Consider the following 25,040-nt stretch of genomic DNA (forward strand, 5'->3'; position numbering starts at 1 on the left):
CAGCGCGGCGGCCAGCGCCGCCAGATAGACGAAGTGGAGCCAGTAGAGCGCGCTCATCGGCGGGGACTGAATTCGATGACGAGCGCGTCGGCGAGCTGAATCCGCGACGGCGCCGGAAGCTCGTGCTCGGCGCCCGGGCGCAACACGCCGTCCGGACCTTTGATCGCCGCGGGAACCGGCGTGCCATTCACCGAGGTGCCCCAGCTGCTGGCGTCCTGGATGAAGAACCTCCCGGAGCGATCGCGCCGGATCCGGCAGTGGTCCCGCGAAACCTTCGACGACGTGAAGACCTGGACGTCGACCCACACCGAGCTGCCGCCGCGGCCGATCGAGAGTGTGTCCTTGCACATCGCGAACTCGTGATGCCCCTGCTCGTCGTCATAGGTCAGCATCGCGCGCTCGCGCAGATCGATCTCGGCGGCAGGGGACGTCGCCGCGGCGGCCGGCGCGACCTCGATCGTCGTGCTGCTTCGGCCGCTTTCGTTCAGCACCGATTTCACGATCCGGGTCGTCGCCGGTCCGCCGAACTCCAGGGGCGGCGGCAGCGGCAGCATCGAATCGATGCCGAGCTCTCCTGGCTGCAGCGTTCCGTTGCGATCGGCGTTCACCTGAACTTCCCACCCGCCGGGCGGCACTTCGATGGGGGGCGCTTCGGCCTGGGCGATGAGTCGCGCCAGCACGCCGCCCGAGCGCTCGCGCCCCTGGTTGATGCGCCGCACCTCGTCGCTCAGCGCCTGCTGCAGCTCGGCAACGAGGCGCGGGACGATGCCTTCGATGCGATCGAAATCGGCCGGGTGCAGGTAGACGTGGAAGATCGCGGGCGGCAGCGTCGTGTAGGGGAGCGGGTAGAGGTTCAGGCGCAGCTCTTCCCGCATCGCGTTCCAGATGCTCAACCCCGTCGGTGCCTTTACCGCCTGCGCCATGCCGTGCTCCCGCGACCTTTCGCTCCCTTACTATTACGGGGTGTGTGAACCCGTGTCACAGGGAAACCGTAACCATTCCGCAGATACGACATGAGGGTCCGCTTCGGTTCGTTCGAGTTCGATACCGCAACGCGCGAGCTGCGCCGCGACGGCGCCCGCGTGCACCTGGCGCCCAAGTCGTTCGACCTGCTGCAGATCCTCATCGAGCGCCGTCCCGCGCTGGTGACGAAGGCGGAGCTGCAGGACAAGCTGTGGCCGGACGCCGTGGTGCTGGAGGCCAACCTTGGCAACGCGGTGGCGGAAATCCGGAAGGCTCTCGGCGACGACCCGAAGTCGCCCGCGTACGTCTGCACGGTCTCGCGGCGCGGGTACCGGTTCGCGGCGGAGATCGAGGTGCTGGAAGGCGCCGAGCCGCGGCGGACGCCGGCAAGGCCGCGCTGGTGGCTGGTGTGGAAGGACACGATTCTGCCCCTCGCCGAAGGGGAGAACGTCGTCGGCCGCAGCCCGGGCAGCGCCATCTGGATCGACGCCGGCAGCGTGTCGCGCGAGCACGCGCACATCTTCATCGCCAACGGCCGCGCAGTGGTCGAGGATCGGCGGAGCACGAACGGCACGTTCGTGAACGGCGAGCGGATCGCGACGCCGTGTCATGTCACCGACGGCGCCGCGCTGACCTTCGGGTCGGAAGAGACGGTATTTCGCGAGTGGTCGGACGCTGCCGCGCCGGCGACCGAGCCTGTCCGTTCGTCGCGGCGCTGACGCCGTCCGTTCAGCGTTTCTTGGCGGAGCCCTTGCGCGAGCCCTTGCGGCGCGGAACCTTTGCTCCCTTCCTGCGCGCTTCGTTCAGACCGATGGCGATCGCCTGCTTGCGGCTCTTCACCCGGCGCCCCGAGCCGCTTTTCAACGTCCCCTTCTTCCTGCGGTGCATCGCCGACTTCACGCTGCGTGACGCTGCCGACTTGCGCTTGGCCATCCAGGCACCTCCGATGCGATGGTGAGGCGTGCCGCCGGTGCGCGTCAACCTCTGCCAGCCGGTCAGCGCTGACACACCGCGCAGTAGAAGGTCGATCGTCCGGCCTGCGTGCGGCGGCGGATCGTGCCGGTGCAGCGCGGCCGGCGGCAGCGCTCGGCCTCACGGTCGTAGACGCGGAAGCGCGACCCTCGATAGTCTCCACCGGCGGCGCGGGCGATCGCGTCCTCGAGCACTTTCTTGATCGACGCCGCCAGCCGGTGCGCCGCCGGGCGCGGCAGACCGGACGGTGTGGAAATCGTGGAGGCGAGGCGGTTGGGCGACAGTCCCGCGACATGGAGCGCCTCGCTCGCGTAGATGTTCCCGAGACCGGCGACGACGCGCTGATCGAGCAGCGCCACTTTGAGCGGCGTCCGCTTGCCGCGGCAGCCGCGCGCCAGCGTGTAGCCGTCGAACTCGGCCGAGAGCGGCTCGGGTCCGAGACGGCTCAGCGCAGGGTGCTGCTCCAGCCTTCCCGGCGCGACGATGTCCATCAATCCGAACCGGCGGGGATCGTTGAACGTGACGACCGACCCCGAGGACATGTGAAAGACCACGTGGTCGTGCGGGACCGTTTCGCTGTCGTTCACCCGGAACGAACCGGACATTCCCAGGTGCATCAGCAGCGTCTCGCCCGACGAGAGGGGCACGACGAGATACTTCGCCCGCCGGTCCACTGAGAGCGCGGTCTCCCCCACGAGCCGCTCGCGGAAGCGCCGCGGAAACCGCTCGCGCAGGTCGTGCCGGCGCAGGGTCACCTGCTGGAACCTGGCCCGTTCCATTGCCGGTGCCAGCTCGCGCCGCACGGTTTCCACTTCGGGCAACTCAGGCATGACAGCGATCCTGCGCCACGCCTGCTTCAACGCATCGGTCCGATGGGTGCGGAGCGCGCGACGTGCCGCTGAAGCGTATGTCATTTCGAATGGGTCCGCTGCCGGCCTCCGCCCTCCTTCAGGGTAGGTTTGTATGTATGCAGAAGACGCCCCCCGGGATGTTCTCCGCCGGCGACGCCTACGAGCGGTTCATGGGGCGATGGAGCCGGAAGCTCGCGCCGGCGCTCGTGCAGTTCGCGGGGGTGCGCGATGGCGACAGCGTCCTCGATGTCGGCTGCGGGACGGGCGCCCTTGCCGCGGCGGCCGCTGCCATCGGGCCGTCAGTGCAGGTATCGGGTGTCGATCCCTCTGCGGCGTACGTCACCGCGGCGGCACGCCGTCACGGAACCGACCGCGTCCGGTTCCGGGTCGGTGACGCACGCGAGCTTCCGTTTCCTGCTGCCTCGTTCGACCGGACTCTCTCGCTGCTCATTCTCAACTTCGTTCCGGAGCCCGGCGCGGCGGTCGATCAGATGATCCGGGTCACACGGCCGGGCGGGACGGTGGCGGCCGCGGTATGGGATTACGCCGGGGGCATGGAAATGCTGCGCACGTTCTGGGATGAAGCGATTGCGCTTCGCCCGGAGATGGATAGCAGGGACGAACGGCACATGCGCTTCTCGACCGCCGGCGAGCTGGCGGCGTTGTGGCGCGCCCGGGGGCTGCGAGACGTCGTCGAGACGAGCCTGGTAATCGACATGCCGTTCGCATCGTTCGACGACTACTGGCAGCCGTTTCTCGCCGGGCAGGGCCCGGCGGGTGTGTTCATCGCGGCGCTGCCCGACGCCGCTCGTGAACAGCTCCGCGAACGGCTCGCGCACCGGCTGACCGGCACGACGACCGGCGCCACGATCTCGATGCAGGGGCGCGCCTGGGCGGTCCGCGGCGAGGTCGTGGGCTAGCCGCGGATTCGCGCGCCTGGAACAAGCCGTAGACGGCCTACGTCTAAAGCCGTAGACTCTCTACGGCTATGGCAAAACACTCCGACGACGGGCGCCTGGAGCTGCTCCAGGGCACGCTCGACATGCTCATTCTGCGCACCCTTCAGTGGGGGCCCCAGCACGGCCACGGCATCGGGCAGGCGATTCGGACCCAGTCCGACGACCTGCTCAAGGTCGAAACCGGCTCCCTTTACCCCGCGCTGCACCGGCTGGTGAAACGCGGCTGGCTGAACGCCGAATGGGGTGTCAGCCAGGCCAACCAGCGCGCCAAGTTCTACCGGCTCACCGCCGAAGGCAGGAAGCAGCTGCTGCGCGAGGAATCGCGCTGGACCCAGCTGGTCAACGCCATCGGCCGGATCATGCAGCCCGCCCCAGGCACCGACGAGTGAGACCAGGCCATGCGTCCCGACGAACGTGAGCTGGACGACGAAATCCGCGCGCACCTGGCGATCAGCGTGCGCGAGCGCATCGATGCCGGGGAGGACCCGGAAGCGGCGCGGCTGGCGGCGCTGCGCGAGCTCGGCTACGTGCCTGCCGTGCGAGAGTCGATGCGGCAGGTGTGGTACAGCCGGTGGATCGACGGCGCCGCCGCGCTTGGCCGGGACCTTCGCATCGCACTGCGCTCCCTGCGACGGGCCAAGGGACTCGCCGCCACGGTGGTGGTGACGCTCGCACTGGGCATCGGCGCCAACGCCGCCATCTTCAGCGTCGTCCGCGGCGTGCTGCTGCGGCCGCTCGTCAATCGCGGCGAGGAACGCCTCGTCTACATCCGTCAGAGCGCCCCCGGCATCGGCGCCGACAACATCACCTTCTCCGTCCCGGAGGTGACCGATCTGAAGTCGCGCGTCACCTCGATCGCGGCGTTCGGCGATTTCTCGACCGTCGAGTTCACCATGGTCGGCCTCACACCCGAGCCGCGCGTCGTGAAGGCCGGCGTCGTCAGCGGATCGTTCTTCGAGGTGATGGGGCTGCGGCCCGCGCTCGGACGCCTGGTCGATGCCCGGGACGACGGACCCGACGCCACGCCGGTCGTGGTTCTCACGCACCGGTTCTGGACCACGTCGTTGAACGGCGATCCCTCCGTGGTCGGCAGGACGATACGGCTCGGGCCGAACCCGGCGGCGATCGTCGGCGTTCTCGAGCCGTCGATTCCCTACCCGGCAACGACGGAAGTAATCGCGAACGTGGTGGCGAGCCCGCACCACATGAGCGCGCTGATGGTCACGAGCCGCACGCACCGCATGACGGAGCTGTTCGGGCGCCTCGCGCCGGGCGCCACGCTCGAGCAGGCGCGCGCCGAGCTGACCGCGGCACACGCCGCGATCATGCAGGCGCATCCAGCGGCGTACTCACCGCAGGCCAACGTGCGCGTCACCACCGAGCGGCTGCGCGATCGCATCGCCTCGCCGGCGCGCACGGTGCTGATCGTGCTGCTCGCGGCGGCGGCGGTGGTGTTCGTGATCGCGTGCTCCAACGTGGCCAATCTGATCCTGGCGCGCTCCGTCCGGCGGGAGGGAGAGCTGGCGGTCCGGGCCGCGCTCGGCGCCGGAACCGGTGCGCTTCGACGGACGCTGCTCGCCGAAAGCCTGCTGCTGTGCGGCGCGGGCGCGGCGCTCGGCCTGGTGCTGGCGGGTCCTTTCGTCGACATGGTCGCGAGCTACGCGGCGCGGTTCTCGATCCGGGCGCTCGACGTCCGCGTCGATCAGAGCGTCCTGTGGATCGCGGCCGGGCTCGCCCTCGCCGCCGCGGTGCTGCTCGCTTACGTGCCGCGGCTCCCATCGAGTCACGGGCCGGCGGGGCTGGGGCTGTCGAGCGGCAGCATCCGGATGACGCCGGGAACCAATCGCCGCCTCCGCGTGTTCGCGACGACGCAGATTGCGTGTTCGTTCGTGCTGCTCGCGGGCGCCGGAATGCTGGTGGCGACGCTGATGTCGATGCGGCACGCGAACACCGGTTACGACATGGATCACGTGCTGGTGTTCGACATCCCGACGCCGGCGACGGGCGTCGGGATGGGAGACGCCAAGGTCCTGGGCTTCTACCGCGACGCGATCCGCAGGATCGGCGTGCTGCCCGGCGTCGCCGGAGCGGCGGTCGGCAGCTTCGCGCCATGGCGCGACGCGGGTGGAAACGGGCCGAACGTGCCCTTCACGATCGACGGCTATCAGCGGTCCGCGGGCGAAGAGGATCCGCGCACGCGCCTTCGCATGGTGACGCCGGGATTCTTCGGCGTCGTCGGCATTCCGCTCGTGGCCGGGCGCGACTTCACCGACGAGGACCGGCGCGGCAACGAACTCGTATCGATCATCAGCCAGTCGATCGCGCAGCGGCTGTTTCCGGGCGGCGACGCCTTGAACCGGCGGCTGCAGTGGCGCAACCCGATCAATGGAGCGCCGTTGCCCAGCCGGATCGTCGGCGTGGTCGGTGACGTGGACGACGAGAACGTCGTGCGGGAGACCGCGATGACGCTGTATCTGCCGGTCCAGCAGCTCGGCGTCGGCGGCCGCCTGTTCGTGCGCGTCGCCGGTGATCCGTACACGCTGGTTCCGGCGATCACCCGCACGGTTCGTGAGCTGGCCCCGGAGCAGCCGGTGGAGCGCGCGGCGACGCTGGCGGACGTCCGCGCCACGGTGCTGTCGCCGGAACGCCTGAATGCGTTCGTCTTCTCCGGGTTCGCGGGGATCGCGCTGCTCATCTCGATCGTCGGTGTGGCCGGGGTGCTGGCGTTCTCGGTGAGTGCCCGGACGCGCGAGTTCGGCATCCGCATGGCGGTCGGATGTGCGCCGCGGAGGCTGTTGAGGCGCGTCGTGTCCGAAGGCGCGGTCATCGCGGCCGTCGGCGTCGTCACCGGCGCCGCCGGCGGGTATCTGTTGACCCGAACCGCGGCGCGCATGATCACGGCGACGCAGGGGCCGGGACTCCTGCCGGCGGCGGTCGCCGCCGCCGTCCTGATCGCCGCGGCGCTTGCCGCCTCGCTCGTGCCGGCCGCGCGCGCCTCCCGCGTCGACGTTCTGCAGGCTCTCCGTTCGGAGTGAAGTCATGCTCCTCCCGGTTCACGTCGCTGCCGGCGCGGTCGCAATTCTCACCGGCTATCTCGCGCTGTTCGCGACCAAGGGTGCGTCGGTGCACCGGCGCAGCGGAACGATCTTCGTGTGCGCCATGCTGGTCATGGCGCTCACCGGCGCGATCGTCGCGGCGGGCCGTCCGGGCGCCGCGGTGAACATCCCGGCGGGACTCGTGACCGCCTATCTGATCGCGACTGCCTACGTCACGGTGCGTCCGCGCTCGGCGCGGCTGCAAACGTTCGAGCGGGCGGCGATGATCGCGGCGTTCCTGTTCGGCGCCGTCGCCTCGGCGATCGCTGTCAGCGGCAGCCAGGGTGCATTCACCGCACCGCTGCTGATGTTCGCGGGCATCGCGCTGCTCGGCGGGAATGGCGATCGGCGGATGCTGCGCACGGGCGGCCTCGACGGCGCCGCGAGGCTGAAGCGCCATCTGTGGCGCATGTGCACCGGCTTGTTCGTTGCCGCCGCTTCCTTCTTCCTTGGTCCGCCCGCACGCGTGCCGGAACCGCTGCGTCTGCCGCCGTTCCGCATCCTTCCGCTCGTCGCGCTGGCGGCGATGGCGGTGTGGCTGTGGCGGCTGCGTGCGAGACGAACGTCCGCGCGCGTGCTGACGGCCGGCGTGTCCGAGGCGCTGTGAACCATTCGCTGCATCCGAGGCAATCCAGATGAACACCAACGCACCGGCTTCTCTCAAACCGCTCCGGCTGTGGCCGGGTGTCGCCGCCGCCGCCCTGTTATTGGCATTGAAATACCTCGCGCCGCGCGTGCTCGAAAACGGCGGGCTGATCGCGACCCTCGGTTCGATGGCGGCCGGCGCCGCGATCGTCCTGTGGTGGCTGTTCTTCAGCCGGGCGCGTTGGCGCGAACGGCTCGGCATTCTCGCCTTGACGATCGCCGCGACGGCCGCCGTCCGCCTGGTCGTCCATCCATCGATCGCCGGCGGAATGATGGGCCTGATGCTCGTCGCCATGGCGGTGCAGATGCTGCCGGTGGCGCTGGTGATCGGCGCCGTCATCGGCCAGCGCTTTGCGCCGCACCGCCGAACGGCCGCCATTTCCGCCGCGGTACTGATCGCGTGCGCCTCGTTCACGCTGATTCGGACCGACGGGCTGTTCGGCGGCGCATCTCAGTTGAGCTGGCGCTGGACCCCGACAGCCGAGGATCGACTCCTCGCACAGGCACAGGACACACCGCCGCCGGCCCCGGTGGCCGCGCCCGCCGCGTCACCGGCGACGGCGGCCCCCGCCGCGCGCGTCGAGGCCGAACCTGCAGCGGCGGCAAGCCGATCCGTTGCCCCGGTGCCCGTGAAGATGGACGTGCGCTGGCCGGGATTCCGCGGCGGCGAACGCAACAGCGTGGTGCGCGGCGTGCAGATTCCCACCGACTGGACGACAGCGCCCCCCGCCGAGATCTGGCGCCGCCCGATCGGGCCGGGCTGGTCGTCGTTCGCCGTCGCCGGAGATCTCTTGTTCACCCAGGAACAGCGCGGTCCCGACGAGATCGTCGCCGCGTATCGCATCAATACCGGCAAGCCCGCGTGGATGCACAAGGATCCCGTCCGCTTCTACGAGTCGAACGGCGGCGCCGGGCCGCGCGGAACGCCGACGGTGAGCGGCGGGCGCGTCTATGCGCTCGGCGCGACGGGCATTCTCAAGGTGCTCGACGCGGCCACCGGCGCCGCCGTCTGGAAGCGCGACGCGATCGCAGACGCCGCGATCAAGCTTCCCGGGTGGGGCATCACCAGCTCACCGGTCGTGCTCGACGACATCGTCGTGGTCGCCGTCTCGGGCGCGCTGCTCGGGTACGACCGCGAGTCGGGGAACAAGCGATGGTTCGTGAAATCGAGGGGAGGGAGCTACAGCTCGCCGCAGTTTGCCGTGATCGATGGTGTGCCGCAGGTACTGCTGCTCGCGGGTGCGGGTCTGACGAGTGTCGCGCCGTCGACCGGGACCGTGCTGTGGAGCAACGACTTCGCCGGGGTGCCGATCGTGCAGCCGGCAGTGATCGGCGAGCGGGACGTCCTGTTCAGTTCCTCGGACGCGATGGGCGGTCTGGGTACGCGGCGTCTGGCCGTCTCCCACTCGGGGGATCAATGGCAGGTGGAGGAGCGCTGGACGACGAACGGGCTGAAGCCGTACTTCAACGACTACGTCGTGCACGAAGGACATGCCTACGGGTTCGACGGCAACATCCTCGCCTGCATCGATCTCGCAGACGGCACGCGCAAGTGGAAGGGGGGGCGGTACGGCAACGGTCAGATCCTGCTCCTCGCGGAGCAGGATCTGCTGCTGGTGGTTTCAGAGGCGGGCGAGCTGGCGCTCGTGCGCGCCACACCGGATCAGTTCACCGAAGTCGCGGCACGGATCCCCGCGATCGAAGGGAAGACCTGGAATCACCCCGTCGTCGTGGGCGACCGCCTCTATCTCAGGAACGGACAGGAGATGGCGGCCTTCCGGCTCGGCGTGCAGAACCAGTGAGCGTGGGTCCGCTCGCGAACAGGGCTGCCAGACGTTCGAGCGCGGCTCGCCACGTCCGGCGCCGGGCCTCGACCATCGCGGCATCCGCCAGCCGGCTGTTCGTGGCGACCACCGAGACCTTGCCGGTCTTCGGGATGAGATAGAGCTGCACGGTCGTCTTGTCCCATTTGTAACGGAACCGTCCCAGGCCGTCGGGGCGGACGACGAAGCCCTTGCCGTCCTTGCCGTCCAGCGCCGCGGAGAGCGCCTGCAGCAGCGCCGCGTCGACACCGGCGCCCCAGCGTTTGCGGCGCCTGGCAACGGCGAGCGCCTCGACCACGTCGGCCACCCGGGCGTTGACGACTTTCGAGACCGAGACTTCGTACTCGCCGTCGCAGCGCTGATTCGCGGCGCGGACGCCGCGCGCCCGCTCGTAGGCCACGGTGATGCCTTGCGAGTACCAGCCTGGCACCGCGTGGTCGTCATAGAGATGACGTGCGAGCGCGGTATGCCCTTTCCCCGGTCCGCCGAAGCGATCGAGCACGGAGAACCAGTGGTCGAGTCCGCGGCCGGTCTTCTCGCGCACCTTCGCGTCGGAAACACCGCCCCTGGGCCTTTCAGGCGGTGAAAGCGGCGCCGGCTGCGGCGGCGCGAGCGTCAGCGCGGCGAGAACGTGCCGCCGGGCAGTGGTGTAGCGTTCGCCGGTCTTCGCGGCGCGGGCACGGATGACGGCTTTGAGAGCGCGGGCGCGAGTCATGACGGTCCTTCCTGGTCACACGTCCGCCAGCCCCCGCCTGATGGTCGCGCGACCGTGAAGAACCCACGTTGACGGCCCGAGGTGTGGAACCCCTTTGCCCCGATCGCAGCCCCGCGGGGGGAGGCCAGGCCGGGGTGAGGCGCCAGGCCAGCGCCGACAGCACTGTCGCACCCCTGCGGGCCGGCCGTCAAGACGATCTTGATCCAGATCAATTACCAGCCCGACGCCGCTCTCTATCGTGATCCCACGGGCCGTCATGACGGGCCCGGGGGAGACCGCGATGAAGTCCGAATGGTTTGCGTCCTGGTTCGACTCGCCTTACTACCACCGGTTGTACGCGCATCGCGACGAGAGCGAAGCGTCGCGGTTCGTCGACGCCCTCATCGCCCGGCTCGGGCCGGGCGCCGGCGCGTCGGTGCTCGATCTCGGCTGCGGCGCGGGACGGCACGCGCGCCGGCTCGCGGACAAGGGACTCGACGTGACCGGGCTGGATCTGGCGGCGGACAGCATCCGCGCCGCGTCGCTCCACGCGCACGAGCGGCTGCGCTTCGCGCGCCACGACATGCGGGTGCCGTTCGGGTTCGACACGTTCGACATCGTGTTCAACCTGTTCACCAGCTTCGGGTACTTCGAGCGCGCCGAGGAGCACCTGGCGGTGGTGCGCAACGTGTCCGCCTCGCTGAAGCCGGGCGGCGTGTTCGTGCTCGACTACCTGAACGCGGCCCGCGCCGCGGCGCAGCTCACGCCGTATGAAGCGGTGGAGCGGGACGGGGTGCGCTTCAGGATCTCGCGGCGCGCCGATGCGGCCCATATCTTCAAGCGGATCGCCGTCGACGCGGGAAGCGGAGCCCCCGTCATCGAGTACGAGGAGCGCGTGGCCGCCTTCTCGCTGGAAGACTTCCGCCTGATGTTCGCGCTCTACGGGCTGACGATCGAGACCGTGTACGGGGACTACCAGCTCGCTCCCTTTGAGGGCGCGTCCTCGCCGCGCCTGATCGTCGTCGCCAGCAAGACCGGCGGGGCCCGCGACGGGGACTACCTGCGCGACGCGCGGGAGAGCTTCGTGCGGATGCGGCTGAGCGTCTCGGGCGACACGCCGAGATACGACGCCAGCATCTTCTGCGGAACACGCTGCGCGATCGAGGGGTAGGTCGCGAGGAAGGCGAGGTACCGCTCCTCCGCGCTGGCGCTGAGCGCGCTCACGATCCGGTGATCCTTGGCGGCGGCGTGGCGCTGCAGTCCGGTCCGCATCGCGGTGCCGTAGCCGGGCACGCGCTCGACGATCCGCTGGTGCGACGGGCCGTCGATGAGCAGCAGCTCGGAGTCGACGACGGCGTCGTAGAAGTAACGCGAGGGTGCTCCGGTCGTCAGGCTCTCGCTGTCGGCGAGCCACCACGTCTCGGGCGCGAACTGGACGATATGTTCCTTGCCGCGCGCATCGATGACGTAGCTGCGCAGGCAGCCGGAGGCGACGAACGCGGCGTGGCGCGCGGCCTCGCCGGCGCGCTGCAGGAATTCGCCCGCCGCCAGCCGCCTCGCGACGAAGAGGCCGCGCATGAACGCGAGCTCATCGCCGGTGAACGAGGCGCGCGCCTCGAGATAGGCGCGCAGCGTCTCGAACGCGGGCGGCGAGTCGGGCACGCGCAGAGTCTACCGTCAAAATTCCTTCGCATCAGTGATGGCATCTGCGCGCGAACGGCGTTAAAGTACGTAGCACTGCGCGTCGGTACTTCACATGACATCTTCCTTTGGCGCCCGGTTGCGCCAGCACCGTGAAGAACGAGGGATTCCGCTCAGCGTCATCGCGGGGCAGACGAAGATCAAGATGTCGCTCCTCGACGGGCTCGAGCGCGACGACCTGGCGCACTGGCCGCCCGGAATCTTCCGTCGCGCCTACGTTCGCTCCTACGCCAAAGCCATCGGCCTCGATCCCGACGCCACCCTCGCCGAGTTCCTGACGAACTATCCCGAGACCCCCGAAGTGATCGATGCGGGTGCGGTGCCGCAGGACGGAGCCCCGGGTAACGGCGGAGCTTCGACGCGCCTTCGTCACCTGTTCGGATCCGCCGTCGGGTCGCTCTCCAGGCTCCGGCGCGCACCGGCCGCCGACGAGCGGATGCAGCCGCAGGGAACGACCGGCAGCGCCCTGTCCCTGGGCGCGCCTGCGTCGCGTCCGCCGCGAGTCGAACCCGAGCTGGCTGGTCCCCTCGACGAACCGGCGGCGTTTCCCGAGCCGGAGCCTCTCGCCGGGCTGCCTCCCGCGGCCGAAGCCGCGATGGATCCGCCGGCCGCGTTCGACGAGACCGCCACGAGCGCGGCTGACGAACCCGCGCCGGCACCAATCACGCCCGAGGCCGCGTCGCCGGCGATCGCGATCGACCTGCTCGCCGCCGCCGGGTTGTGCACGGCTCTGGGGCGCGTCGAGAACGCGACGCAGATGCCGCCGCTGCTGCGGGAGGCGGCCGCGATCCTCGGCGCGCGCGGCCTGATCGTCTGGGTGTGGGATTCGATCGCGGAGGAACTGCAGCCCGCGCTCGTCTACGGCTACCCCGACAAGCTGGTGGCACAGCTCCCGCGGCTCAAGCCGAACGACGACAATCTCACCGCGGCCGCCTTCCGGTCGTCCGAGACGCTCGGCATCGGCGGCAGCCCGGAGGCCAGCGCCGCGCTCGCCGTGCCGCTCCAGATTCCGGGCGGGTGCGCCGGCGTGCTCGCGATCGAACTGCCGCCGGGATCCGAAGAGTCCGATGCCGTCCGCGCCGTCGCGGTCGTCTTCGCCGCGATGCTGGCGCAGCTCGTCGGCGCCGCGCCCGCGGCGTCCGATCAGCCGCTTCCCTCGGAAGGGGATCGCCCGGCCCGCCAGCAGATGTCCACTGCGGTCTGACGCCCGCAGTCGACCAGGAGCGGCTCGCCGTCCCCGCACCCGCGCCGGTCGGTCCTGCGATCGTCAAAGCTCTCATTCATGGCCCTCGACAGCCGGCGTCAGGATCTGCGGGCTGATCTCCTGTTCGGTCGGACAGCGGACGCCAGGAGATCGGCATCCGCATGGCGATCGGCGCGTCCGCGCGCAACGTCCAGGGAATGGTGAGCGCGCAGACGCTGGCTGGCGGCGCGCTCGGGACGCTGGCGTCGTGGGGGCTGGCCGGCCTTGCGAGCGGACTGCTTTACGGCGTGGCCGCGACCGATCCGCTAACCTTCGCGGCGATGCTCCTGGTGCTCACGTTCGTCGCCGCCGTGGCCGGCTGCGTGCCGGCGCGGCGCGCTTCGCGGATCGATCCGATGGCCGCTTTGCGCGCCGAGTCGGCGTCCGCGCGATCTCTCCGGCGAAGGCGTATGCCTGCTGCAGCCAATCGGTGATCGGCGCCTCCACTTCGTCCCGGTGCCGGATCGGAACGATGTGGGCGAACTTCGATTTCGACGACGGGAGGACGCGGCGGATGCGCGGGTGCTTCAGCGCGCGCGGCAGGAACACGCACACCTCGAGAAAGCTCTTCTTCGGCCGGACGAAGAAGTAGCACGACGTGCGCGAGAACATGATGGACTTGTGCGACGCGTAGATGCGCTGGTCGCCGAATTCGACGGCGGACTCGCGCAACCGCTCCCACGCGTCGCGGAGATCCTCGGTCAGATCGGCGGTGAGCGCGGCCTCGGTCGTCGTCCAGCAGTCGTGCGGCTCGCCTTCCTCGATCCAGTCCTTGCAGTGGTAGCACTGTCGCCGCGCCATGGACGATTGCAGGGTCAGCGGACGAAGGCGGCGAAGTTGTCGCGCGTGATCTCGATGTCGCGAACTTCGCCGGCGGCGCCGAGCGGTTTGCCGGGCGCGCCGTTGATGGAGTAGGTGAACGCGGACGCGTCGCCGACACGGAAGGCAAGTGACTCGGCGGCGTTGACGGTCACGCGTTCACCCGGCGCGAGCAGCCGATACAGCACGCGCCTGCCGTCGGCCGCGCCCGTCACCCACAGCGGCGCGGCGGCCTGAATGTCGATGGTCAGCTGACGCGGCGCCGGCCGGGCCGCGGCGGGGGCCGCCGTTGCCGGGGTCGAGCGCGCGGGAGCCGCCAGGGACGCCGTGTCGCCGCTGGTGCCGACGGCGCCGGGTTCGGCCGGTCGCGGGCGATCGGGCCGGTTCGCCACCGCGAGTGCCAGGAGGGCGACGGCGAGCGCGATCACCACGCCAGAGCTGGTTGCGGCGGACAGGAGCTGCGATGTCGCGCGGCGCACGGACCCCGGAGAGTCCGGTTCAGCCAGCTCGGCGGGCTCGGCGTGAGGATGTTCGAGTTCGTATTCGCTGATGATCGCCTGCGGCGACAGGCCGACCTGAGACGCGTACGTCCGCAGGAACGCGCGGGCATAAAAATCACCCGGCAGGCACGCAAAATCCCCCCGTTCGATGGCTTCGAGGGAGGCGGCGCGGATTTTGGTGGAGGCGGAAAGGTCCGCGATCGTGAGACCTGCCCGTTGCCGGGCAGCCCGAAGGCGCGCCGAGACGTCGGTCACATGCGCGTCGATCGCAACTATCGCTCCAGCTGTCCGTCCACGCCGCGGCTGAGGTGGACTTGACGTTCCCGCCGCGCGGAGCCAGAGTTCTGGCGCATGAAGACCATCTTCCTCGTCACCGGCCTCGCGGTCGCGGCGGCAGCGATCGTCCAACAAACGCCGCCGGCCTCCCCAAATGCGGACATGCACTACCAACTCGGCCCGGACTCGCTGCCGCGCGACGGGGTGCCGAAAGGCGAGGTCCGCGGGCCGTTTACCCTGCCGAGCGAGGCGTATCCCGGGACGCGGCACACCTACTGGGTCTACGTCCCGGCGCAATACGATCCGGCGGCGCCGGCCAGCCTGATGGTGTTCAACGACGGCCAGGCGTTCAAGAACATGGACGGCGATCTGCGCGCGCCGAACGTGCTCGACAATCTGATCTACCGCCGGGAGATCCCGGTGATGATCGGCGTGTTCATCAATCCCGGCCGGCGCCCGGATCAACCGGAGCCGACGCCGCAGAACTGGGGCGATCGCGATACCAACCGTCCCGCCGAATACAACTCCCTCGACGACAAGTACGCGCGCGTGGTGGTGGACGAACTGCTGCCGGCGTTGAACAAGGAGTTCAACATCTCGAAGGATCCGGAGCACCGCGGCATCGGCGGCGCGAGCTCGGGGGCGATCGCGGCGTTCACCGTCGCATGGCAGCGCCCGGACGCGTTCCGCAAGGTGATGAGCATGATCGGCAGCTTCGTCAACCTCCGCGGCGGCCACGCCTACGCCGAGATCGTGCGGACGAGCGCGAAGAAGCCGCTGCGGGTGTACCTGCAGGACGGCCGCAACGACAACCGCGGCATCCGCGACGGCAAGTACGACGAGACGCGCGACTGGTTCCTGCAGAACGTCCGCCTGATGCGGGCGCTGTCGGACAAGGGCTACGATCTGAACTACACCTGGGGGATCGGCCGGCACGGACAGAAGCAGGCCGGCGCGATCATGCCGGACATGCTGCGCTGGCTCTGGCGCGACCACCCGGTGTCGACCGATCCGAACGACACGCGCGAGCGCTCGTTCAACGACCCCGTCAAGCGCTGAAGGCCTACCAGAGGAGCTTCACGCCGAACTGCAGCTGTCTCGGCGTGTTGGCCTGCGACGTCACCACGCCGAACGAACTGGAGGCCACGCTGGTGTTCGGCGAACCGAACTGCACGCGATTGAGCGCGTTGAACGCCTCGACGCGGGTCTGCAGCCGCAGGTTGCCGAAGGTGAAGTGCTTGAACAGCGAGAGGTCCAGGTTGCGCACGTGGTGCGTGCGCAGCAGCGGGAACGTGGCGCCGGCGTTCCCGAAGGTGAATGCCGGCGGCTGGGTGAACACGCTGGTGTTGAACCAGCGCTGGAGCCGTTCTTCGGCGGGCCCGTCCAGGCGGGGATCCTCGCCGTTCCAGTTCGCCCGCGTCACGGGATTGAAGAGTCCGGCGGTGTTGCTGGCGGAGATCGTCAGCGGCGTGCCGCTCTGCAGGGTGGCGATGCCGTTGATCTGCCAGCCGCCGGCGATCGCGTCGAGCCACAGCGGCGCCTCGCCGCCGAACCTGCGGCCGCGGCCGAACGGCAGTTCGTAGAGCGCGCTCACCACCAGCCGGTGCGGGATGTCGTAGCTCGCGACCGACCGGCTGGCGGCGATGTCGTAGCTGTTCTGGTGCGACTCTCCTTCCTCTTCCGCCTTCGACCAGGCGTACGACCCGGCGACCGCGATGCCGTTGCTCATCCGCCGGTTCACGCTGATCTGCAGCGCCTGGTAGAGAGACGTCGCGCCGGTGTTCTGCAGCGGAATGATGTCGGTGAACTGCGGGAACGGCCGCAGCGACTGGGCGCGGCTCATCGTCTGCGACACGAGGATGCCGCTGCTCACGATGCCGAAGAACGGATTGGGAACGGTCTGGTTCAGCGCGGACCCGAGCGCGAGGTACTGCGGATCGAGCTGGTTGATGTTGAGGCCCCCCTCGGTGTTGGTCTGCAGGTTGTGCCCGGCCGTGCCGACGTATGCGATCTCGGCGCCGATGCGCCAGGGCAGCTCCCGCTGCACGGTGACGTTCCACTGGCGCGTCCACGGGGTCTGGCTGCCGTCGCGAAGCGGCGCCTCGAGCCTGCCGCCGACCCCGGTCAGCAGCCCCTGGCTCGAACCGGGGGACGCGGTGAATCCCGCCGGATACGGATCGCGCAGCAGGCGGAACGGCGTGATGCCGTCGATCGTCGCGACCCACAGGTTCTCGGTGCGGAAGCCGAACGGTCCGACGGTGCCGTTCGCCTGCTGATACGAGGGCCCGTACAGGTGCGCGTAGCCGGCGCGGAGCACCGTCTTGCTGTTGATCTCGAACGCGCCGCCGAGCCGCGGCCCGAGGTTGTTCCTGTCCGGCTCGAACTGCCACCGGCTGTTGCCGTCGACGCCGACGAAGACCAGTCCCCCCTTGAGGTTCGGGTACTGCGGCACGGCGCTCGCCAGAGGCGAGGTGGCGTTCGGGTCGAAGTAGTTCATGCGATCGAACCGCTCGGTCCGCGGCGTCTCGAAGTCGTAGCGCAGTCCGAGGTTGATCGTGAGACGGCTGGTGGCGCGCCAGTCGTCCTGCACGTAGCCGCCGAAGTACAGGTTGTTGGCCGCGACGTTCTTCCAGTTCTGAATCAGCGCGTTGTTCGCCGTTCCGGTCCCCAGGAGCAGCGAGGCGACGGCGTTGCCGGCCGTGGTGCTGGCGGTGGTCGGGTTCGGCCCCTGCGTCATCGCCGGCGAGAAGTTGAACGTGCCGGCGGCGCGCGCCTCCCAGACGTTGACGCGAATCATCCGGGCGTCGAGGCCGGCCTTGACGGTGTGCTTCGACGAGGTGCGCGTCAGGCTGACCAGCGCGGGATAGCTCATGAACGCGTTGTAGCGATGGTCGTTGCCGCCGAGCGAGACGTAATTGGTGGCGCCGATCGCCGGGAACATCACCCGATCGACCGCGTTGTCGATCGACGCCGGCAGGCCGAGGCTGGACGGCTTGAAGCCGAGCCCCTGGTTGTCGTAGACGAACAGCGTGCGCGCGAAGCCGACGCGGGCGGTGAGCAGCGTCGATCGTCCGAGCGTGCGGTTGTACTCGGCGACGAAGTTGTGCGTGCGGTTCTCCTCGATGACGCGCCCTTCCGCAATCGCCAGATCGTCGGGGAACGCCTGGAGCGGCGCGGTGCGCACGAAGCGGTGCGAGTAGCGCACGAACCCGCGCCCGGCGGCGCTGAAGTTGCGGTCGACGCGCACGTCCGTGTTCGCGGTGTCGAGATTCGACGTCCCGGTGGTGTAGTAGTTGTTCCGCCCCGTCACCGCGTCGCCGGGCTGATTCGGCAGCGGGTAGTACTTCAGGATGTTGAGCGCCACCGGATCCATGAGGCCCGCCGGAATCCGGTTGTCCGCGAACTGATCGCGGATGAAGCCCCCGGCCGGATTCGCCCTGGTGGTGAACGGGTTGAAGATCCGCACCAGCTGTCCGTTCGCCGCGAACGTCTGCGAGAAGTCCCCTTGACGCTCGCGCGCCGTCGGCACGGTGAGCGTCGCCGAGGCGAACGCGTTCTCGCGCAGCCCTTCGAACGACGCCATGTAGAACGTCTTGCCGATCTGCAGCGGCCCTCCCGCCGATCCGCCGAACTGATGGCGGGAGAAGTCGCCGGGCTTCTCGCCGCGGAGTTTCTGGAAGTAGTTCCTCGAGTCGAACGCCGAGTCGCGGAGGAACTCGTAGGCGCTGCCGCGGAAGGTGTTCGATCCCGCCTTGTAGGCGACGTTGATCACGCTGCCGAGGCTGCGCCCGAACTCCGCCGGGAACGTGGCCCCGAGCACCTTGAATTCCTGGATCGCGTCGACGGACGGAAACACGGAGATGCCCTGCCCGCCGGTGACGGTCGGGAACGTCGCCGTCACGCCGTCGACCAGCGTGTCGCTGCTGCGCGGCCGCGCGCCGTTGATGGTGTAGCGCAGGTCGCCGTAGGCGTTGCCGATGGTGCCGGCGACGCCGGGCGTCAGGTAGATCAGCGAATAGACGTTCCGCGTGTTCAGCGGCAGCTCGGCGATCCGCCGGTTGTCCACCAGCTTGCCGACCGACGAGGTTCGTGCATCCACCAGCGCGGCTTCGGCGCGGACCTCCACCACCTCCTGCACGGTGCCGACTTCCAGCGTGAAGTCCACGCGCGCCACGTCGTCAATCGTCAGCGGTATCGGCGCCCTGACCGACGACTTGAACCCGCTCAGCGCGGCCTCGACGCGGTAGGTGCCGAGCGGCAGCGGCTGCGAGGTGTAGCGCCCGTCGCCGTCGGTGACGACCGCCTCCTTGCGGCTGGTTTCCAGCTGCGTGAATGTCACGGTGACGCCGGGAAGAACCGCCCCGCTCGTGTCCTTGACGATGCCGGTGACGGTCCCGGTGACGGTCTGAGCGGCCGCCGGTGCGGCGAGAACCAGGAGTGCCAGGAAAAGCGAGGCGCGAACGAGGTTCTGCATGACGACCTCCCCTGGCGGCGGATGTTACGTCAGATCCGGGCCGGCGGATCGGCGATAATCGGCGGGCGATGCGCGTGCTGGTGGCCGCGGCGCTCATGCGATGGATGGAAGCGCTGGGGATGGCGCAGCGCGCCCGGCCGATCCGCCTCCGCGTCCGCGCCGAGCAGATCGGCGACAGCACCGGCGCCATCGAGCAGCTGGCCGAGATGTGAGTTGACGGGGCGCGGCCGATCAGGCGCGCACGACCTCGGGCAGGGCCTCGCTCGACACCACTTCGAACGACTCCGACACGCGCAGGAACGCGTCCACCACCGCGGGATCGAAGTGCGTCCCCTTGCCGCGCACGATCAACGCCACGGCTTCGTCGTGGCTCATGCACTTCTTGTAGAGCGATCGGGCGCGCACCGCGTCGTAGACGTCCACCAGCGCCATGATTCGGCCGGCGACCGGAATGTCGTTGGCCTGCAGCCCCTGCGGATAGCCGGTGCCGTCCCAGCGCTCGTGGTGGGTGTAGACGATGTCCTTCGCCAGCTGCAGCGTCACGTCGTCGCGGACGCCGACGCGGGCTTCGGCCTTGAGGATCACCTCGCGTCCGAGCTCCGGGTGGCGCCGCATCTCCATCTGCTCTTCGGCGGTGAGGGCGCCCGGCTTGTTCAAGACGCGATCGGGGATGCCGACCTTGCCGATGTCGTGCAGCGGCGCGAGGCTGGCGAGCAGATCGATCCGCTCGCGGGTCAAGTAGTCCCGGTATTCCGGATGGGCGGCGAGCGGCTCGGCGAGCAGCCGCGCGTACTGCTGCGTGCGGCGTGAGTGCCGCCCGGTCTCGGCGTCGCGGACTTCGGTGAGCGACAGCAGCGTCTGCACCATCAGGCGCTGCGCCGCCGCCTTCTCGCGGCTCTCGGTGTCGGCGCGGCCGCGCTCGACGGTGAACTTGGCCAGCGTCATCGCCGACACGCAGGCGAGGATCGCCATGGTCGAGAACAGCGGCGATACGGCGACGCGATGGCTCTCGAGCAGCCACGCCGCGCCCCACCACAGCCCGATGACGCTGACGGCGCCCGCCGCCAGACCGGCGACGACGCCGGCCGAGGTGATCACCATGGCCAGCGCGATCCCGATCGCCAGCACGGCGAGCGCGTCGAGGGACGATCCGAACGGCGTGCGGTGGACGAAGTCCTGCTGCAGCAGGTTGTCTGCCGTCGTCGCCTGGACTTCGACGCCGACGAACTGCGTGTCGAGCGGGGTGGCGACGACTTCGCGGGTGCCGAGTGCGGTGGTGCCGACGAACACGATCTTGCCGCGCAGGGCATCGGCCCGCATCGTCCCGTTGAGGACGTCGGCCGCGGAGAAATACGGAAACGTCCGCCTCTTGCCGCGGAATCCGAGCAACAGGTTCCCGCGGCCGTCCAGCGGGACGACGCGATCGCCGATCGACAGCTGCGATGCGTTGACGTTCTCGACGCGCAGAACCATGGGGGACGCCGGGTGCGCCGCAGTAACCGCCGCGACCGCGAGACTCGGGTAGACGCGGCCGTCCAGCTCCGCGAGAAGCGGCACGCGGCGCAGGATGCCGTCGCGATCCGGCGCGGCGTTGAGGAACCCGGACCGGCGGGCCGCCTCCGAGAGGATCGGCAGGTTGCAGACGGTCGCGGTCGCCTGGAACAACGGCAGCGCGGCCGGCGCATCCGGCGGCTGCACGATGGCGAGCGGCGCGGGGTGCAGCACGCACGGACGCCTGGCCGAGGCACGCGGATCGAAATGCAACCCGTAGCCGAGCACGGCCGGGGACTCGCGCAGCGCGCGCGCGAATGCCTCGTCGGGCGACTCGGCGTTCGCTCCGCCGGTGCTGACGTATCGATCCGGCTCGGCGAACATGATGTCGATCGCGACCACTGCCGCGCCCGCGTCGCGCAGCCGCACGACCAGCTGGCCGACGACGTCCCGGCGCCACGGCCACTGGCCGACCGATTCGAGGCTGCGCTCGTCGACGTCGACGATCGCCACGCCGGGATCCGGCGGCTTCGTCCCGGTCATCCGCACCACGACGTCGTAGGCGGCGTCGTCGAGCCGCGCCAGGGCGGCGGGGCGGAGCAGGGTGAGCATGCAGACGAGCAGGACGGGCGCGATCCCGCTGGCGAGGATCAGGCGGCGGCGCGACAGGCGCGGAGTGGCGGCCATGACGCGGCTACCTGACGGTGATCTCCACGCGCCGGTTGCGTGGCTCGGGAACGTTGTTGCGGGTCTGCACCAGCAGGTCCGCCTCGCCGTGAGACGTGATGTCAATCGTTCCCGGGGAGAGTCCGGCCTGAACCAGGATCGACCGCACCATCTCGGCGCGCTTCAGGCCGAGCGAGAGGTTCGACTTGCCGTCTCCCATCGTGTCGGTGTGGCCGACGACGACCACCTCGGGAACGGCAAGGGCCTTCACGGCCTTGAGGATCTCGGGAATCTGCGCCGCGGACTCGGACGTCAGCGCGTCGGACTCGAAGCGGAACTGCAGGGTGAAATGACGCGGCGCCGGGGGCATGGCGGAGAGCGCGTCGCCGAACAACTGCGCCACTTCCTCTTCGCTGATCGTCGTCACCGCGCCCGGCGCGGCGGTGCCGGTCGCGAGCGAGGCGGCGCGCGGCGTGACCAGGTTGGTCGAGCCGAATTCATTGAACACGCGGGCGCGGCCGGTGTTCTTCGTTTCGGGATCCGGCAGCAGCGCGATGAGTGTCGGCGGCACCGCCGGTCCTGGCGCCGCCGCCGGCGGACGCTTGCCGCCGCAGCCTGTGACGAGGACTGCGGCAACCAGTGCGTGAAGCGCCAGCGGACGCGCGCCTGTCATACCGGCTGTCGTTCTGCGCTACGGCTCGACGCGAATCGCCACCGTCGTTCCGCGGACGCCGACGATCGCGGCAGGCGCTTCGAGGCGGATGGAATCGGGCGCCAGCTTGGCGATGCGTCCCGACACGTAGACGGCGGCGCCACGGACGAACTTCAGCACCATGCCGAGGCCGCCTTCGCCGGGGGCGTAGACGTAGCGATCGATGCGCACTTCGCTGGCCGGCCCGAGCGAGATGCGGGTGTCGTCTCGCAGGGTGACGCCGACCTTGCCGTCGGCGCCGGTTCGCAGAGCGTCGGTGGCGAACACCGCGTCGCCGGGCTTGGCAGCCACGGTGGCGTTGTTGCGGACGATGAACGCCGTGCCGGCAACGGTCTTGATGTGCCCCGCGGGCGCCGGTTGCTGCGCGTACACCGGCGCGGTCGACGCCGTGACGACAACCGCGAGGACGCCGACCGACCGAATGAGGCCGTGCATGTAATCCTCCCTCAGCGCTCCAGACCGGGACAGCGGCTTACGATACCGTGATCCCCCTGCCCCCGGACTGCAGAATTTACGAGCAAATTGCGAATGCCCGTCATTCTGTGCACCTCGCATGCCCGCGGGCCGCCGGGGGCCCATCCCCCGCCAGGTTCAGTAGATCCGAATCAGGCGCTCGCGCCGAGGGCGTCGCGCACCGACTCGAGCTGCTTGCGCAGTTCGACGATGCTCTCGATCTCGCGGCCTTCGACGCCGTGCTCGATGCCGCAGTGGCCGCGCCATCCCGCATCCACCACGATCTTCATCATCCGGCGCAGATCGATGTCGCTCTGGTTGCCGTGGGCGTCCCACACGCGCGGCTTGACGCTGACGCCCTTGGCGAGCGGCATCATCTCGGCCACGCCGACGTACGAGTCGTAGCTCTCGGTGCTGGCGCCGGGGTTGTCGCGGCCCGGCCCCGCGATGCGGAAGTTGCCGAAGTCGGGCAGGGTGCCGGCGCGCTTGTGGCCGACCCGCCTGATGGTCTCGACGAGCCATTTCGCGTTGCTCGAGAGGCCGCCGTGGTTCTCGATGACGACATCGATGCCGTGCGGGTCGGCGAACTCGCACAGCTTCCGCATGCCGTCGGCCACCAGCCGCATCTGCTCGTCCGGCGTGCCGGCGCTGTAACCGTTGACCCGGATGGTGTGGCAGCCGAGCGTCTTCGCCGCCTCCACCCACTTGTAGTGGTTTTCGACCGCGGTCTGCCGCCTGGCGCCGTCCGGGTCGCCGAGGTTTCCTTCGGCGTCGCACATGATGAGCACCTGCGTCACCCCTTCGCCCCGGGCGCGCGTGTTCATCTCCGCGAGGTAGGAGGCGTCTTTCGCCTTGTCCTTGAAGAACTGATTCACGTACTCGATGGCGTCGATCCCGGCGCTCCTGGCAATCTTCGCGAAGTCGAGGTGCTGCATCTTGCCGGCGAAGAGCGATCGGTTGATCGACCACTCGGCCAGAGAGATCTTGTAGAGCGGCCCTTTCTGAATGCGTCCCCCTGCCATATACGCTCCCGCCGACGCCATCAGAAACTCACGGCGCGTCACAGTCATCGGTCACCCCGGCGCAGAAGTCTACTCGGTTACAGGCGCGGGGGCGGCGGCTTGATCGGCGCCCGCCAGGAGACGACCCCCCTGGTCTTCACCTTGCGCTTGAACACGCGTCCCGCGTTGGTCACGTACAGCTCGTCGAGGCTCGCGCCCCCGAACCTGACGCTCGAGAGCGCCCCCCGCGCCGGCGCGGGAATGATCGCGTGGCACTTGCCGATCTGATCGAACACCTGCACGCCGAGCGCGGTGGCGATGTAGACGCTGCCGCTGGTATCGGCGACCATCCCGTCGGCGCTGCTCCGCGTCGCCGCGTCGGGCATGTGGACGTAGAAGTATCTCTGCTTGTGCGCGAGCGAGCCGTCCGGCTGAATCTGAAACGCCCACGAGAGCTGCGCCGCATAATCCGAGACGTAGAGCAGCGTCTGATCGGGTGAGAACATCACCCCGTTGGGATACTCGATCCCTTCGTCGACGACGCGCGGCGTCCCGCCCTTGCGGATGTACCAGACCTTCTTCGCCGCGGAGTCGGTGAAGTACAGATCGCCCTTCACGTTGACCGCGAGATCGTTGACGGCGACGTCCTGCGCGATCACTTCGGTCTTTCCGGAGGGGTCGTAGGCGACGATCTGCCTGCTGCGGGTCGCGCCGGCGTAGAGACGGCCGTCGGGGCCGAACATCATCCCGTTTGCGCCGTTGGTGTTCTCGGCGAACACGCTGACCTTGCCGTCGAGGCCGACCTTGTGAATGCGGTTGGCCGCCGGCTCGCTGAAGAACAGCTCTCCCTTGTCGTTCACCGCCGGACCATCCGTCGCGCGATGGCCCTCGCTCACCAGCTGCCAGTCTTCACCGGGCAGCAGCGTCTGGTAGACGTCCTGCCGCGATTTCCCCTCGGGATTCGCCTTGACCGGCGCCGGATAGTCGCGCCACAGCCAGCGCAGCGCGTCGGGGAAGAGCGCGGTCGCGTGGCGGCTGTTGTGGGCGCCGTCGCCCCATTCATGTTTCACGTCGTAGCCGGAGAACTCGAGCGCCGACTGCATGTCCTGGTTGGCGACGAACCAGTTGCCGGTGTAGTTGTTGAGATCGTTCGAGCCGTCCTGCAGGAAGACGCGGATCGGTTTGGGCTCCGTCTTGCGGATCAGCATCGGGAGCTCGTTGCCGCCGCGCAGCCCGACGTAGGTCCCGATCGCGCTGAACACGCGGCGGAACGCGTCGGGCCGCTGCCACGCGGCGGCAAACGCGGCGATGGCGCCGCTGCTGTTGCCGGCGATGCCGCGGTCGTTCGGGTCGGACGACAGCGACAGGCCGTGCGCCTTCGCGACGTGCGGCAGCAGTTCCTCGATCAGGAACCTGGCGTAGTCCTCGCTCACCGAGTCGTACTCGAAGCTCCGGTTCATGCGATCGAGCGCCTCGCCGTGCGGCGCCCTGACCCGCCCGTGCATCACGAAGATGCCGACGATCGGCGGAATCTGCTGCTTGTGAATGAGATTGTCGAAGACGACGGGCGCGTTGTACTGGAGGCCGTCCTGGAACACCATCACCGGAGCGGGCTTGGCGCGGTCGAGTTTGGCCGGGATGTACACCCAGTATTCGCGCCACGTACCCGGGTAGACCTTGCTGTCCGCGAACTCTCCCTTGA

23 protein-coding genes are annotated in these 25,040 nt (G+C 69.3%); 10 read left to right on the top strand and 13 right to left on the bottom strand.

Going from position 1 to position 25,040, the window contains the following annotated elements; genetic code table 11:
• Positions 1-53 precede the first annotated feature (53 nt).
• Positions 54-923, bottom strand: coding sequence for an FHA domain-containing protein (locus VFK57_25530; GenBank protein HET7699106.1), 870 nt, complete (start codon positions 921-923; stop codon positions 54-56).
• 90 nt (positions 924-1,013) lie between these two features.
• On the opposite strand from VFK57_25530, the gene VFK57_25535 reads away from it, so the two are divergent.
• Positions 1,014-1,682 carry an FHA domain-containing protein gene (locus tag VFK57_25535; GenBank protein ID HET7699107.1) on the top strand — a complete coding sequence of 223 codons (669 nt, stop codon included), beginning with the start codon at positions 1,014-1,016 and terminating at the stop codon, positions 1,680-1,682.
• 10 nt (positions 1,683-1,692) lie between these two features.
• On the opposite strand, the gene VFK57_25540 is transcribed toward VFK57_25535, so the two are convergent.
• On the bottom strand, positions 1,693-1,896 hold the full coding sequence (locus VFK57_25540) for a DUF6496 domain-containing protein (protein HET7699108.1): 204 nt from the start codon (positions 1,894-1,896) through the stop codon (positions 1,693-1,695).
• A gap of 62 nt (positions 1,897-1,958) precedes the next feature.
• On the bottom strand, positions 1,959-2,765 hold the full coding sequence (gene mutM / locus VFK57_25545; protein ID HET7699109.1) for a bifunctional DNA-formamidopyrimidine glycosylase/DNA-(apurinic or apyrimidinic site) lyase: 807 nt from the start codon (positions 2,763-2,765) through the stop codon (positions 1,959-1,961).
• A 137-nt stretch (positions 2,766-2,902) separates the two neighbouring features.
• On the opposite strand from mutM, the gene VFK57_25550 reads away from it, so the two are divergent.
• The 5 genes from VFK57_25550 (at position 2,903) to VFK57_25570 (ending at position 9,287) form a co-directional block, all read left to right on the top strand.
• Positions 2,903-3,706, top strand: coding sequence for a class I SAM-dependent methyltransferase (locus VFK57_25550; GenBank protein ID HET7699110.1), 804 nt, complete (start codon positions 2,903-2,905; stop codon positions 3,704-3,706).
• Positions 3,707-3,774: 68 nt separating this feature from the next.
• Positions 3,775-4,134 (top strand): PadR family transcriptional regulator, encoded by a 360-nt coding sequence (locus VFK57_25555; GenBank protein HET7699111.1) that lies wholly within the window; start codon positions 3,775-3,777, stop codon positions 4,132-4,134.
• A 9-nt stretch (positions 4,135-4,143) separates the two neighbouring features.
• Positions 4,144-6,780 (top strand): ADOP family duplicated permease, encoded by a 2,637-nt coding sequence (locus tag VFK57_25560; protein HET7699112.1) that lies wholly within the window; start codon positions 4,144-4,146, stop codon positions 6,778-6,780.
• A gap of 4 nt (positions 6,781-6,784) precedes the next feature.
• Entirely contained in the window at positions 6,785-7,447 is a 663-nt protein-coding gene (locus VFK57_25565) for a DUF2306 domain-containing protein (protein HET7699113.1), read from the top strand.
• A 28-nt stretch (positions 7,448-7,475) separates the two neighbouring features.
• On the top strand, positions 7,476-9,287 hold the full coding sequence (locus tag VFK57_25570) for a PQQ-binding-like beta-propeller repeat protein (GenBank protein HET7699114.1): 1,812 nt from the start codon (positions 7,476-7,478) through the stop codon (positions 9,285-9,287).
• On the opposite strand, the gene VFK57_25575 is transcribed toward VFK57_25570, so the two are convergent.
• On the bottom strand, positions 9,235-10,023 hold the full coding sequence (locus tag VFK57_25575) for a hypothetical protein (GenBank protein ID HET7699115.1): 789 nt from the start codon (positions 10,021-10,023) through the stop codon (positions 9,235-9,237). The genes VFK57_25570 and VFK57_25575 overlap by 53 nt on opposite strands.
• A 280-nt stretch (positions 10,024-10,303) precedes the next feature.
• On the opposite strand from VFK57_25575, the gene VFK57_25580 reads away from it, so the two are divergent.
• Positions 10,304-11,173, top strand: coding sequence for a class I SAM-dependent methyltransferase (locus VFK57_25580; protein HET7699116.1), 870 nt, complete (start codon positions 10,304-10,306; stop codon positions 11,171-11,173).
• Here the strand turns inward: VFK57_25580 and VFK57_25585 are convergent.
• On the bottom strand, positions 11,059-11,664 hold the full coding sequence (locus tag VFK57_25585; GenBank protein ID HET7699117.1) for a Crp/Fnr family transcriptional regulator: 606 nt from the start codon (positions 11,662-11,664) through the stop codon (positions 11,059-11,061). The genes VFK57_25580 and VFK57_25585 overlap by 115 nt on opposite strands.
• A gap of 94 nt (positions 11,665-11,758) precedes the next feature.
• Here VFK57_25585 and VFK57_25590 point away from each other — a divergent pair, with 94 nt between their 5' ends.
• On the top strand, positions 11,759-12,907 hold the full coding sequence (locus tag VFK57_25590; protein HET7699118.1) for a helix-turn-helix domain-containing protein: 1,149 nt from the start codon (positions 11,759-11,761) through the stop codon (positions 12,905-12,907).
• Positions 12,908-13,240: 333 nt separating this feature from the next.
• Here VFK57_25590 and VFK57_25595 read toward each other — a convergent pair whose 3' ends face one another.
• On the bottom strand, positions 13,241-13,747 hold the full coding sequence (locus tag VFK57_25595; GenBank protein ID HET7699119.1) for a DUF5655 domain-containing protein: 507 nt from the start codon (positions 13,745-13,747) through the stop codon (positions 13,241-13,243).
• Between the two features lie 14 nt (positions 13,748-13,761).
• On the bottom strand, positions 13,762-14,676 hold the full coding sequence (locus VFK57_25600) for a helix-turn-helix domain-containing protein (GenBank protein ID HET7699120.1): 915 nt from the start codon (positions 14,674-14,676) through the stop codon (positions 13,762-13,764).
• A gap of 27 nt (positions 14,677-14,703) precedes the next feature.
• Between VFK57_25600 and VFK57_25605 the strand changes: the two genes are divergently transcribed.
• Positions 14,704-15,600, top strand: coding sequence for an alpha/beta hydrolase-fold protein (locus tag VFK57_25605; protein ID HET7699121.1), 897 nt, complete (start codon positions 14,704-14,706; stop codon positions 15,598-15,600).
• Between the two features lie 4 nt (positions 15,601-15,604).
• Here the strand turns inward: VFK57_25605 and VFK57_25610 are convergent, their stop codons facing one another.
• Positions 15,605-19,015 carry a TonB-dependent receptor gene (locus VFK57_25610; protein HET7699122.1) on the bottom strand — a complete coding sequence of 1,137 codons (3,411 nt, stop codon included), beginning with the start codon at positions 19,013-19,015 and terminating at the stop codon, positions 15,605-15,607.
• Positions 19,016-19,083: 68 nt separating this feature from the next.
• Here VFK57_25610 and VFK57_25615 point away from each other — a divergent pair, with 68 nt between their 5' ends.
• Entirely contained in the window at positions 19,084-19,227 is a 144-nt protein-coding gene (locus tag VFK57_25615) for a hypothetical protein (GenBank protein ID HET7699123.1), read from the top strand.
• A 19-nt stretch (positions 19,228-19,246) separates the two neighbouring features.
• Here the strand turns inward: VFK57_25615 and VFK57_25620 are convergent, their stop codons facing one another.
• The 5 genes from VFK57_25620 to VFK57_25640 all read right to left on the bottom strand — a co-directional run.
• Positions 19,247-21,193 (bottom strand): CHASE2 domain-containing protein, encoded by a 1,947-nt coding sequence (locus VFK57_25620; GenBank protein HET7699124.1) that lies wholly within the window; start codon positions 21,191-21,193, stop codon positions 19,247-19,249.
• 7 nt (positions 21,194-21,200) lie between these two features.
• On the bottom strand, positions 21,201-21,743 hold the full coding sequence (locus VFK57_25625) for an OmpA family protein (protein HET7699125.1): 543 nt from the start codon (positions 21,741-21,743) through the stop codon (positions 21,201-21,203).
• A 120-nt stretch (positions 21,744-21,863) separates the two neighbouring features.
• On the bottom strand, positions 21,864-22,319 hold the full coding sequence (locus VFK57_25630; protein ID HET7699126.1) for a FecR domain-containing protein: 456 nt from the start codon (positions 22,317-22,319) through the stop codon (positions 21,864-21,866).
• 170 nt (positions 22,320-22,489) lie between these two features.
• The gene (locus tag VFK57_25635; GenBank protein HET7699127.1) at positions 22,490-23,407 is read right to left on the bottom strand and encodes a sugar phosphate isomerase/epimerase family protein; all 918 of its coding nucleotides are present in this window, start codon (positions 23,405-23,407) and stop codon (positions 22,490-22,492) included.
• Positions 23,408-23,436: 29 nt separating this feature from the next.
• Positions 23,437-25,040 (bottom strand): SMP-30/gluconolactonase/LRE family protein (locus tag VFK57_25640; GenBank protein ID HET7699128.1); only part of this gene is annotated, 1,604 nt, incomplete at its 5' end.

This window comes from Vicinamibacterales bacterium (genome assembly GCA_035699745.1).
Lineage (GTDB): Bacteria > Acidobacteriota > Vicinamibacteria > Vicinamibacterales > 2-12-FULL-66-21 > JAICSD01.

Bases quoted from the DNA above. Each gene is read 5' to 3' on its own strand.
- VFK57_25550 (HET7699110.1), top strand. From the start codon at position 2,903: ATGCAGAAGACGCCCCCCGGGATGTTCTCCGCCGGCGACGCCTACGAG.
- mutM (HET7699109.1), bottom strand. From the start codon at position 2,765: ATGCCTGAGTTGCCCGAAGTGGAAACCGTGCGGCGCGAGCTGGCACCG.
- VFK57_25615 (HET7699123.1), top strand. From the start codon at position 19,084: ATGCGCGTGCTGGTGGCCGCGGCGCTCATGCGATGGATGGAAGCGCTG.
- VFK57_25530 (HET7699106.1), bottom strand. From the start codon at position 923: ATGGCGCAGGCGGTAAAGGCACCGACGGGGTTGAGCATCTGGAACGCG.
- VFK57_25535 (HET7699107.1), top strand. From the start codon at position 1,014: ATGAGGGTCCGCTTCGGTTCGTTCGAGTTCGATACCGCAACGCGCGAG.
- VFK57_25620 (HET7699124.1), bottom strand. From the start codon at position 21,193: ATGGCCGCCACTCCGCGCCTGTCGCGCCGCCGCCTGATCCTCGCCAGC.
- VFK57_25570 (HET7699114.1), top strand. From the start codon at position 7,476: ATGAACACCAACGCACCGGCTTCTCTCAAACCGCTCCGGCTGTGGCCG.
- VFK57_25580 (HET7699116.1), top strand. From the start codon at position 10,304: ATGAAGTCCGAATGGTTTGCGTCCTGGTTCGACTCGCCTTACTACCAC.
- VFK57_25610 (HET7699122.1), bottom strand. From the start codon at position 19,015: ATGCAGAACCTCGTTCGCGCCTCGCTTTTCCTGGCACTCCTGGTTCTC.
- VFK57_25590 (HET7699118.1), top strand. From the start codon at position 11,759: ATGACATCTTCCTTTGGCGCCCGGTTGCGCCAGCACCGTGAAGAACGA.
- VFK57_25565 (HET7699113.1), top strand. From the start codon at position 6,785: ATGCTCCTCCCGGTTCACGTCGCTGCCGGCGCGGTCGCAATTCTCACC.
- VFK57_25595 (HET7699119.1), bottom strand. From the start codon at position 13,747: ATGGCGCGGCGACAGTGCTACCACTGCAAGGACTGGATCGAGGAAGGC.
- VFK57_25540 (HET7699108.1), bottom strand. From the start codon at position 1,896: ATGGCCAAGCGCAAGTCGGCAGCGTCACGCAGCGTGAAGTCGGCGATG.
- VFK57_25605 (HET7699121.1), top strand. From the start codon at position 14,704: ATGCACTACCAACTCGGCCCGGACTCGCTGCCGCGCGACGGGGTGCCG.
- VFK57_25635 (HET7699127.1), bottom strand. From the start codon at position 23,407: ATGACTGTGACGCGCCGTGAGTTTCTGATGGCGTCGGCGGGAGCGTAT.
- VFK57_25575 (HET7699115.1), bottom strand. From the start codon at position 10,023: ATGACTCGCGCCCGCGCTCTCAAAGCCGTCATCCGTGCCCGCGCCGCG.
- VFK57_25560 (HET7699112.1), top strand. From the start codon at position 4,144: ATGCGTCCCGACGAACGTGAGCTGGACGACGAAATCCGCGCGCACCTG.
- VFK57_25555 (HET7699111.1), top strand. From the start codon at position 3,775: ATGGCAAAACACTCCGACGACGGGCGCCTGGAGCTGCTCCAGGGCACG.
- VFK57_25630 (HET7699126.1), bottom strand. From the start codon at position 22,319: ATGCACGGCCTCATTCGGTCGGTCGGCGTCCTCGCGGTTGTCGTCACG.